Source organism: Rubripirellula obstinata (assembly GCF_001642955.1).
GTDB lineage: Bacteria > Planctomycetota > Planctomycetia > Pirellulales > Pirellulaceae > Rubripirellula > Rubripirellula obstinata.
Genome location: NZ_LWSK01000058.1, coordinates 25,395 through 36,238 on the forward strand (window position 1 = coordinate 25,395; position 10,844 = coordinate 36,238).

Annotated in this window: 5 protein-coding genes; 3 read left to right on the forward strand and 2 right to left on the reverse strand. The window is 50.9% G+C overall.

The genetic code is table 11. From position 1 onward, the window contains the following. Window positions 1–365: 365 nt before the first annotated feature. Window positions 366–3,245, forward strand: a complete 2,880-nt coding sequence (locus RC85_RS15140; protein WP_068264318.1) for a response regulator — start codon at window positions 366–368, stop codon at window positions 3,243–3,245. A gap of 286 nt (window positions 3,246–3,531) precedes the next feature. Further along, entirely contained in the window at window positions 3,532–8,049 is a 4,518-nt protein-coding gene (locus RC85_RS28275; RefSeq protein WP_200836785.1) for a family 78 glycoside hydrolase catalytic domain, read from the forward strand. Between the two features lie 127 nt (window positions 8,050–8,176). On the opposite strand, the gene RC85_RS15150 is transcribed toward RC85_RS28275, so the two are convergent. Next, window positions 8,177–8,725, reverse strand: a complete 549-nt coding sequence (locus RC85_RS15150; RefSeq protein ID WP_068264319.1) for a cysteine hydrolase family protein — start codon at window positions 8,723–8,725, stop codon at window positions 8,177–8,179. 26 nt (window positions 8,726–8,751) lie between these two features. Beyond that, window positions 8,752–9,591 carry a helix-turn-helix domain-containing protein gene (locus tag RC85_RS15155; RefSeq protein ID WP_238383138.1) on the reverse strand — a complete coding sequence of 280 codons (840 nt, stop codon included), beginning with the start codon at window positions 9,589–9,591 and terminating at the stop codon, window positions 8,752–8,754. Window positions 9,592–9,935: 344 nt separating this feature from the next. Between RC85_RS15155 and RC85_RS15160 the strand changes: the two genes are divergently transcribed. Further along, window positions 9,936–10,586 carry a hypothetical protein gene (locus tag RC85_RS15160; protein ID WP_068264321.1) on the forward strand — a complete coding sequence of 217 codons (651 nt, stop codon included), beginning with the start codon at window positions 9,936–9,938 and terminating at the stop codon, window positions 10,584–10,586. The last annotated feature ends 258 nt before the right edge of the window (window positions 10,587–10,844 follow it).

Below are 10,844 nucleotides of genomic sequence, written 5' to 3' on the forward strand. Positions count from 1 at the left end.
CCCTAAGTTTATCGGCGATCGACGGTTTCCCACCTACCAAAGCCGCCCGGCTTCCTGCCTATTATGATTCGTTCCTGCCTCGCAATTTTTGCGATCGTTGCCTGCTGCACCCTTTCAGCCGAACCGATCCGCTCGGCAAAAAAGAAATATGGCATCTGTATCAAGCACTCGACACGCCCGAGGAAGATGCAGCCTGTGCGGTCTATCTTAAAACCATTGGCGTCTCTTCATGGAGCGAACTTGTTGATCGTCCGCAGATTCAATAAACAGTCGCAGCAATGAGAAGAAAACCAATCCTGTTGTTTCCAGCGTGACCTAGGAGATTCGGTTAGGATGATTGAAACGTCTCCCAGGACACCCTCGCGATGCCAAATCAACAAGCGTTCCACCATTACCTGCCGGTCAACGAACAAGCCATCAATTGGGGTGCGTACCTAACCGGTGCGGGTCGCTCGATCACTTTGCCGGGACAAGATTACCCGCTCGCTGGACATCCACAACTCTACGATTTCAGTTGGAAAAACGGCCGAACGTTACCCGAGTTTCAATTGCTGATGGTGACGGGCGGGGCGGGCGAATTTGAATCCGAAAACGTTCCGCTAAAATCGTTCCAGGGCGACGCACTCTTCTTCCTGACGCCTGGACAATGGCATCGATATCGGCCGAACAGAGAAACAGGATGGAATGAACGCTGGATATCGCTCAGCGGGAACTTGCTGCATCGGCTCAACTGCATTGACCAACTGTGGCCTACGTCGGCGTTCGCGCAGCCAGGCGAATGCAAGTCGTTCATTGAAAAATTTGATGGCCTGCTGGATTTAGTTCAACGCAATCCTGTTCGAGATTCTGTGCTGCTTTCTTTGCAAGGAATGAGCTTGGTCGGAGACGCGATTGAATTGCTTCAGGCGGGATCTTCGTTGTCACAGAACGATCAACAAAAGCATGCTACAAAGACTCAGGATCCGATCGCCGAAGAAGCGATTGAGATCATTTGGACGCGTAGCCATTCACCCATCACCGCCGACGACATTGCAGTTCAGCTTGACACCAATCAGGTCACACTGGACCAACGGTTTGCCAAAGCGAAGGGGCACTCGGTCTTACAAGAGATCAACAATTGCCGGGTTAGTCGAGCGCAAAGACTGCTGGGCGAAACAAACTTACCAACCAGAACCATTGCCGACTTGGCTGGGTTCTCCAGCCTGAAGCACATGAACGAGGTCTTCCAAGATTGTGAAGGTCAATCGCCTAACGAATACCGCGATTCCAAGACATGGCAAGGATCCGAAGCGATCTATTCATCGCTGGTTGAGAGTATGCCAATGCACTTGGTTCGCAAAGACAAAAGAAGGCGAATCGTTTTTGCAAACCAGCTCTACTGCGACTTGATGCATACTGAATTAGCGAAGCTGATCGGAAAGACCGACGAAGAATTATTTCGTCCAAAAAGAGCGAAGAAATATCGGCAAGACGATGAACACGTGATGAAAACGGGCGAGGGGATTCACGAAATCGAGCCGCATGAGAAGCGAGATGGCGGCACCTCTTTCTTTGAGGTCTACAAAGGGCCTGTTCATGACGTGCGCGGAAACGTGGGCGGTATCCAAATCATGTTTTGGGATGTGACCGAACGCGAAAAAGCCGAACAAGAGGTTCGGCAAGCCAAGGAAGCTGCCGAGCATGCGAACCGAGCTAAAAGCGAATTCCTGGCAAACATGAGCCACGAAATTCGCACTCCAATGAATGGGGTGATCGGTATGACAGAGCTTTTGTTGGACACCAGAACGACGGCCGAACAACGCGACTATTTGACGATGGTCAAGTATTCCGCCAACTCGTTGTTGCGGTTACTCAACGACATCTTGGACTTCTCCAAAATCGAAGCTGGAAAGCTTGATTTAGACCATCAAATGTTTAGCTTGCGAGATTGTGTCGGCCAAACGATGCACTCGTTGGCAAGTCGAGTCGGCGAAAAAGATCTGGAACTGCTTTGTCGATTTGATCCTGACCTTCCCGACCAACTCGTCGGGGACGCCGGACGACTCGCGCAGATTATCGTCAACCTGGTCGGCAATGCGATCAAGTTTACCGAACATGGCGAGGTGGAGGTCTCGGTGTCGCGCCAATCCGCTGACACGGATTCGGCGGATCTGATTTTTACCGTTCGCGACACCGGAATTGGAATTTCAACGGAGCATCAGCAAAAGATTTTTGAATCGTTTCGCCAGGCGGATGCTTCGACGACCAAACGCTACGGCGGAACTGGACTCGGCCTGTCGATTTCATCGCAGCTAGTCGAAATGATGGAGGGTCGCATTTGGGTCGAAAGCGAAGTCGGTCACGGAACAAAGTTTCATTTCACCGCAAAGTTAGAAGTTCACAAACAGCAACCTTCGACGGAACGTGTGCATTTGTTGAATGACAAACGTGCGCTGATTATCGACGACAATCATGCAAGTCTGCAAATCCTCAGTGACCTGTTTCGCAATTGGGGCTTGGCCGTCTGCACGCAAGATAACGGAAAAGATGCCCTGCTAGAAATAGCACGCGCCTCACAGACGGGAACTCCCTTTTCGATCGTGATGTTAGACAATGCCATGCCTGACATGGATAGCTTTGAATTGGTTGAAGAGATACTGCAGGTGCCTGGCAACGACAAAACGAAAATTGTCATGATGTCAAACTCGCCCAAGGCAGGTGATCTTCAAAAGTGCGAAAGCATGGGAATCATGCGGCACATGCAGAAACCGCTGGTCCATTCAGACCTGCTGGAATCGCTGTTGCCAGCGACAGGAGAGGAATGTGGGACGATTGAAGACGCGGCGGAAAGCCAACTGCCTGCTGTGACTCCGCCGCAACAAAGAAAACTGAAAATCCTGGTCGCCGAAGATGGTTTGGTAAACCAAAAAGTGGCAAAGGGAATTTTGTCTCGGCGCGGATACGAAGTCGTTATCGCCAGCGATGGCGCGGAAGCTGTCGAAGCACTCGACCAGGATGACTTTGATCTCGTGCTAATGGACATCCAAATGCCAAACATGGATGGGCATGAAGCAACCCGAATCATTCGTCAAAAAGAGCTGGATTCAGATCGCCACATCCCCATCGTTGCAATGACCGCTGGTGCAATGAAAGGAGATGAAGAGCACTGCCTTGCGTCGGGAATGGATGCGTACGTCGCGAAACCATTTGACCCAGATGATCTTTTGAAGGTGATCGCCAAACACACCGAGCAACCAGAAACGTGACCGCGGCTCGGCTTTGCGTTCTTCAGCTTAAGGATCTTCAATGCTGGTGCGTTGAAGTGGCCGCAGTCCAGTCGAATCACGATCCTTTCAATCACGAATCTAATGCGCCCGTGTTGATTACAATCATGTTGTATGACAAGAGCATTTTGCAATGCTGACATGAGATGTAGGCCGGTTATCGACAATTCCCCAAACGTTCCGACGCTTGATAAGATGCCAGCAGAACTCGCCTCGCAGAGGCGAAAGTTCGTAACTATTCTTGCCGGTTGTCTAAACAATAAAACAAATGAATACAGGACTGAAAACCATCACTAGAACAGCCCTTTGCATCCTGAGAAAGACTTTCACGATCGTCGTCGTCGCTGCGATCATCACGTCAATCAACGTGGCAACTGCAGGTAGCAATCCACACCAACTTCTGTGCGAATGGAATTCGCAGCCGCTGAACGTGGAAAGACCTTCGCCGCGTCTTTCTTGGCAATCAAAGATTCCCCAGCAACAGGCTTACCAAATCCATGTTGCGACAAGTCCTGATCGATTGACGTCCGAAACGCCTGATCTGTGGGACAGCGGAAAAGTCGTTTCGAGTTCTTCACTGAACATTGGCTATGACGGCAAGCCGCTTGTATCCCGTCAGGGATGTCATTGGCGTGTCAGAGTATGGGCAAACAAAGATGGACAGCCCGGCCAATGGAGCGAGCCGGCAAAATGGGAAATGGGTTTGCTGAACCCCGATGACTGGACGGCAAAATGGATTCGCGCCAGTGACCCCAAGCTCGCGGAATCCAACGACGCGTTAAATCGATGGTATGAACTGGCTGGGCACTCGATCGACAAGAACGGAAACGATCAGGTGACCGGTGCCGAGCGGCTTCGTGGTGTCTTCCCCGCAACTTGGTTTCGCAAAACATTCACGGTTTCCAAACCAATTGCCAAGGCTCGCCTCTACAGCACCGCGGGCGGATACGTTGAAACTTTTCTGGATGGAAAAAAGATCAGCGACCGTGTGATGAATCCTGCGCAAACGGATTTCCAGAAACGCATACTCTACGATGCCGATGCCGTGGAGGATTTGCTTGAACAAGATTCAAAACGAGATGGCCAGCACACGCTTTCAGCGCATTTGGGCGAAGGCTTCTACGGTCAAAACGTCGCGTTTAACCCTCGCTTTCGCTATGGTCCGCCGCTACTGATCATGCAACTTGAACTCACCTTTGACGATGGCTCGACGCAAACCATCGCAACCGACGACAGTTGGCTGACGCATCCTTCCCCAATCATCAAAAACAATGTTTACGCGGGCGAAGTTTACGACGCACGACTAGAACTACAGGATAAGTTTGACGGACTTAAACAACAGGCGAATTACGATTGGAAACCGGCGGCCGAGGCGAATGAAAGTCCGACCGAGCGTCTGGAACCACAGCTTTTGCCACCGGTGACAAAAGTTCGAGACATTGTGCCTGTTGCCGTTCTCAATCCGCGGCCCGATGTTTGGGTCTTCGATTTTGGTCAGAATTTTACCGGCTTGGCAACATTGAATTTAAGCGAGACTTCGCTATCGACGGGACAGGCTGTTTACCTGCGCTATTCTGAATGGGCGGACGAAGAAGGAAACATCAACCAATCGAGCGATGGTGCGTTTGCGACAACCGTTCATCAAGTTGATTGCTATATCGCTGGCGACGAAAACCAAGCATCCTGGACGCCTTCGTTTACCTGGCACGGATTTCGTTATGTCGAGGTAACCGGACTTTCACAACCGCCGACAGTTGAACTGTTGACTGGTCATCTGATTCGCAGCGGCGTCAGCCAACGAGGAACGTTCGCTTCATCCGATCCGCATCTAAATCGGATTCATGACACGGCGGTTTGGACCTATGAATCAAACCTGATCAGCATTCCGTCGGACTGCCCGATTCGCGAACGTTGCGGTTGGACCGGCGACGCGCACGCGACCGTGACCATGTCGAATTGCAATTTTGACATGGCTGCGTTTTGGGAAAAGTACCTCGATGACTTTCGCACCAACGATCAGAAAAGCCCCTGCATTGTCCCCGGTAAACGAGGTGCCTCCAGCACACCGGACTGGGCCGTCGCTCAAGTCCTGATCGCCTGGGAACACTATCTCAACTACGCCGACAAGCAAACCCTTGCCGAACATTATTCGCGTCTGCAAGACTTCATGGCGCATTACCATTCGTTACAGAAAGATGGCATCATCCCGGTCGGCTACGGCGATTGGTGCGACCCGGTTAAGGTGCCCGGTACGCCACGAGTCGGTGGAGCGGGTAAACCGCAATGGACAATCCCGGCGATCACGACGACCGCGTTGTTCGTTCACGCCTCCAAAATCATGAGCCAGATCGCGGCCGTCTTGAATGACAACAACGGAAAGAAGACTTACGATTCATGGAGTCAAACATCCGCCCAGGCATTCCACAAGAAGTTCTTTGATGTTGCGAAGAAGACGTACGGTAGCCAAACAGCCGATTCGATGGCACTGTCTTTCGGAATTGTTCCAGACGAACTCCGTGATGCCGTCGCAGATTCTCTGAGTCAGAATGTTACGGTGGATTGGCGAGGACACGCATCGGTCGGCGCGCTTGGGCATCCGTGGCTTTATCTGGCGCTGGCAGACGCCGGTTACGCTGACACTGCACTGGGAACCTTTCACGCGAAAGGTCACCCTGGATTTCACTATCTGTTCGACGATTTGAACGGTACCTCGCTATGGGAACGCAAAGGAGCCTTTGATCCCGCGACGATGGAGGCACCCGACCGCTCGCTAAGTCATCCCTTTCAGGGCGGCTACGATTCCTGGTTCTTCCAAGGCTTAGGAGGCATCCGACCTGATCCGGAAAAGCCCGGCTACCAACACTTTTTTCTTCAACCTGTGTTTCCGAAAAATCTTGACTGGGTTCAGGTCGATTTTGAAACTCACTACGGAACGATCAAGAGCCATTGGAAAAGGATCGAGGACAAAATCCAGTGGACGGTCACGGTGCCACCGAACACGTCAGCCACGATCAAGGTCCAGGATGATTCAGTTAGCGGCCGCGTGCTTCCGCCCGGCGAACACGTGCTGAATGTTTCCGGAATCAGGATCGCCGAAGCTTCCAAACCAAATGTCATTATCATCTTGGCCGATGATCTCGGTATCGTTGATACGAATGCTTACGCGGCCCGATTCACGGGTGCCGATAAAGCGGAGATGTATTACGAGACACCAAACATTGATCAACTTGTCAAAGAAGGAATGGCGTTTTCGCAAGCTTATGCTTGCCATTTGTGTTCGCCAACGCGGGCGAGTCTTCTGACCGGAAAGTACGCGGCGCGGACGGGTTTTACGACAGCAGTCGGTGGAAACGTTCGCACGTTTTACAATCAAGCGATTGAACCGCCCAAGGGCTATGTCGCGCAAGACGCATTGGTGTGGCAAGACAAAATTGAGATTCAGCAGGCCTTGCTCAATGGCACGACACGGGATGCGTTGGCGTCGGGACATTCGCTGGACAACGGGCAAGACGAAACCACGCTCGCCGAAGCGATGCCAAACCATCAATCCGCATTCATCGGCAAGTGGCATTTGGGAGGCCACGGATCGGAGGGCTGGCAACCGTCAAGCCACGGTTTCGAGGAAATTTCCTACCTCGATGAAGGCGGTTCGCCCTACTTCAACTGGAGAGCTGTTTGGGACAGCGGAGAATTACTGTTTCCTAAAACACCTCAAGAAAGATTAAGACGCGGAAAGTCCGGTAAGAACTTCCATCAAGAATACTTAACCGATGAATTGACCGAGCATGCCGTTGACTTTATTCGTTCGCAAGCGAGTTCAACCGCAACTGAAAACAAACCATTCTTCCTGCACTTTTCTCACTTCGCGGTTCACACTCCATTCCAAGGTCGCGCGGACGACGTTGCACACTTTGAACAGAAATCGACGCGAGGCTGGAATGGGCATGACAATCCAATCTACGCCGCGATGCTGAAACGATTGGATATTTCCGTCGGACGGATTCTCGATACGCTCGAATCAACAGGCTTAGACGAAAACACATTGGTCGTATTCATCAGTGACAATGGAGGCGTGACCTACACCGATCCCGTCGCCACCAATAACGCCCCGTTCAAAGGTGGCAAGGCGTTGCACTTTGAAGGAGGCATCCGGGTGCCAATGGTGATTCGTTGGAAAGGACAAGTCGAAGGTGACCGCTGGTGCAACACACCGGTCGACTGCAATGATGTCTTTCCGACGGTGTTGGAAATGGCAGGTTATGACATTTCCCAATACCTTCACCCCGGTGGAATTGATGGTCGCAGCATCACTTCGCTGTTTGATGATCCGACAAACACGGATGACGAATACCCTCGCGACACATTCTTTTGGCACTACCCGCTTAATGTGGTCGTGATCAATCCGGAAGATGGACTTCCGTCGGCACCATCATCGGCGATCCGAGAGCGCGAATGGAAACTCATCTTTGATTGGTCCGGCAAGCTTCGTCTCTACAACATCGCCGACGATCCATTTGAGAAAAATGAATTGTCCGCTTCGATGCCAAAGAAGGCTCGTGACCTATTTGTCAAACTCAATGACTGGATCGATCAGAACGTCGACATCAAATACACACCAGCGATCAACCCAGACTACGACGCATCGGAAGAAGCAAGAAATCGGCCGTTTATCGACCTGCGACACAAGTATCTAGGCGAACAGCGAGCGATTCGCACCACCGAGAACGACCCGAGATTCAAGCTGATTCCAAGCGGCATTCCAGGTCACGTCAACCAATCGAACTAAGAGAGTCGGTTTAAAACGTAGCTGATCCCGCCAGGGTTCAGTTCTGCATTGGCTCAAACTTGACTGAACCCTGGCGGGATCAGCTACGCGCAGTTCGCAGGCAACCTCCACTCTGTGTAAACAGTTTCTAAGAAAGTCGCGAACGCCATTCGGCATTGTCAATCACATCGCTGATAAACATTTGCTGTGCAACCAGGATGGATTCGTGAAGTTGTTCGGCCGTCACTGAACCTGCTTTGTTGGACACATCAAGCGTTCCGGTTGCATCGCTTAGGAATTCAACTTGGTATCCAAGATGAAAGGCTTGCCGTGCGGTCGTGTCGCAGCAAACCTGAGTCATGTAACCGGCAATGGAAACAACGTCGATGTCGTTATTTTTCAGGAAAGATTCTAGGTCAGTCCCCGTGAACGATCCGGGCAATTGTTTATCGACCAACAGATCACGCGGTCGGTTTTCCACCTCTGGATGCAACGCCCACATTTCGCTGCCGCGACAAAAAACCGGCGACTCGGGATCGGGTTGATGATGCCTGACCACGACGGTTGGGACCTTCGCGTGGGCTGCTTCGTCCATGACGCCAAGAATGTTCTCGAGATGCCCGGCCGGATGGCGGATCGGAAACGCTCCCTTGAAGTATTCCTGCTGAACATCGATCACAAGAAGTACACGTTTCATTTTAGATTCCGTTTTTTGAAAATTGATCAGTCAACCGAGGCAATGCTTCCACCAGGATTGATCGCGGACTGTCGGTAGGTACTCGGGCTGACGTTCAGTATTTTACGAAACTGACGAGCGAAATAGTTGCTGTCGTTGAAACCAACATCAAAAGCGATCTCGGTAATACTGCGTTCGGTATTCTTCAGCAGTTCGCATGCTCGGCTTATTCGCAGTTCGATTAAGTGTGAAATCGGAGTGCAGCCCATCGATGATTCAAAAACTCTTGAGAAACTTCGTCGCGATAAACCAGAAATGTCAACGAGTTCGTCAAGCGAGATTGGCTTGCTGTAGTTCTTTTCAATGTAGCCGATGACTTCGGCGATCTGTAAAAGCGATTGCGAATCCAGATTCTTTGTGCGGCCGTAACATCGGGACAAATGGCCAACGAGTTGCATGAATGTAGCCATTGCGATGAAACGAAATCCACGCTCACGCATTTTCAATTCGTTTTCTAAGCAATCGACTAGGCGACAGACTTCGTGCATATCAGCCGATGATATTCGGAGTCGGCTCTCGAATTGATGACGCTGGCGAGCCGCCGGTTCAAGGTGAAAGAGAGTGTTGTATCCGGGCAACGTCGCGAGATCTTGAAGCGGCATCTCAAGCGAGTCGGAGTCAAACAAGACGTTAATCAGTCGTAGGTGATCCGTGTCAACGTAGTGATGCGGACGATCGCCACCAATGACGAAGACATCACCGGCCGACAAAACCCACTGATCACCATCAGCAACGTGAACACCACTTCCACCGGTGATGATCACGATTTCTGAAAATTCGTGAGTGTGCATTTCCAAAGGCGATTGCGGATCCTCTCGCGCAATCACGACAGGAAATCCGTCGGAATCAAACCAGTCGGCTTTGCGTAGAATTCTCAATCAAGACTTTTTGTGCTAAAGGATGGCAGTGTTTCAACGGCCCCAGAATCGAATTGTAGCAGAATCTGAACAAGAGTGCTCCTCTCATTAGTGATCCCCCTTTCCCAGAACTAACTAGACCCAGGATTTGATGGTGCTGAATTTGGTACTAATTTACGTGCCAATTTACGTGCCAATTTACGTGCCAATTTACGGTGGATTCTGCTTAAGCTAGGCTTTCCAATGTCAAGATTTCCGGTCCACACTGGTCTCTTGCAAACCCAGTGAAATGCCCACGTCCAGAAAAAGACCTGATGAATACACGCGCCGTTCCCGAATCAAAGTTCTTACTGAAATATCTGTTGATCGCCCTTGGTCTGCTAGGTTTTGCAGCGCTCTCGGTATACGACGGATTCATAAAGTATCCCGCTGGACTTCCTCGCCTGGAAGCTTGGGAAAAACTTGATTTAGAAATTCGTTCCAACCCGCGTTTGGGCGAAGAGGACCGAGTGGAACGATGGGAAGCACTTGCGAAAGAAGAAGGCTTCAGTAAGCGAATTCCTAGCGAGGACGAAACCAGCGAATCGCTGCGAAGCAAAATTGTTTACCAATACGTTTTCATCGCTTTGGGAATCCTGATCGGCTTGCCGCTGTTGGCAAAGTATTTCATGGACAAAGAAAGCTGGATCGAATCGACCGAAGACAGTTTGAAGAGCAGTTGGGGCCAAGAGATGAAAATTGCTCAGATCCATCAATTCAACAAAGAGAAATGGGACAAGAAGGGCATCGGTGTCTTTCATTACAAAACTGACGAAGGTATCTCGCGAACCTTTGTCGTTGATGATCTAAAGTACAACCGGCAAGCGACGGACAAGATTGTCCAGTGGGTCGAGTCACAGATCGATCGAGACATGATCGTCGGCGGTGAGCCGGAACCGATTCCCCGCTCGGATGACGAAGAATAAAGCGACACGTCTAGGTGAACGCCACCCGTGACCAGCAATGGAATTCGGATTTGGCAAAAAAGGGGAGCTCTGTCCTGGTCAGCATTTCCTGACTCTTTATTTTTTTGCAATCTTCTTAATTGCCAGGGACCAAGGAAATGTTCCAAAATAACTTCCCGGTTTTCCCGTAGCTGGTCCCGCCAGGGTTCAGTCCACTACTAGCTGTCCATGTCAGCTCAATCTTCGGTTAGGAGGTAGCGGAAGTCGCGTAGACTTTCG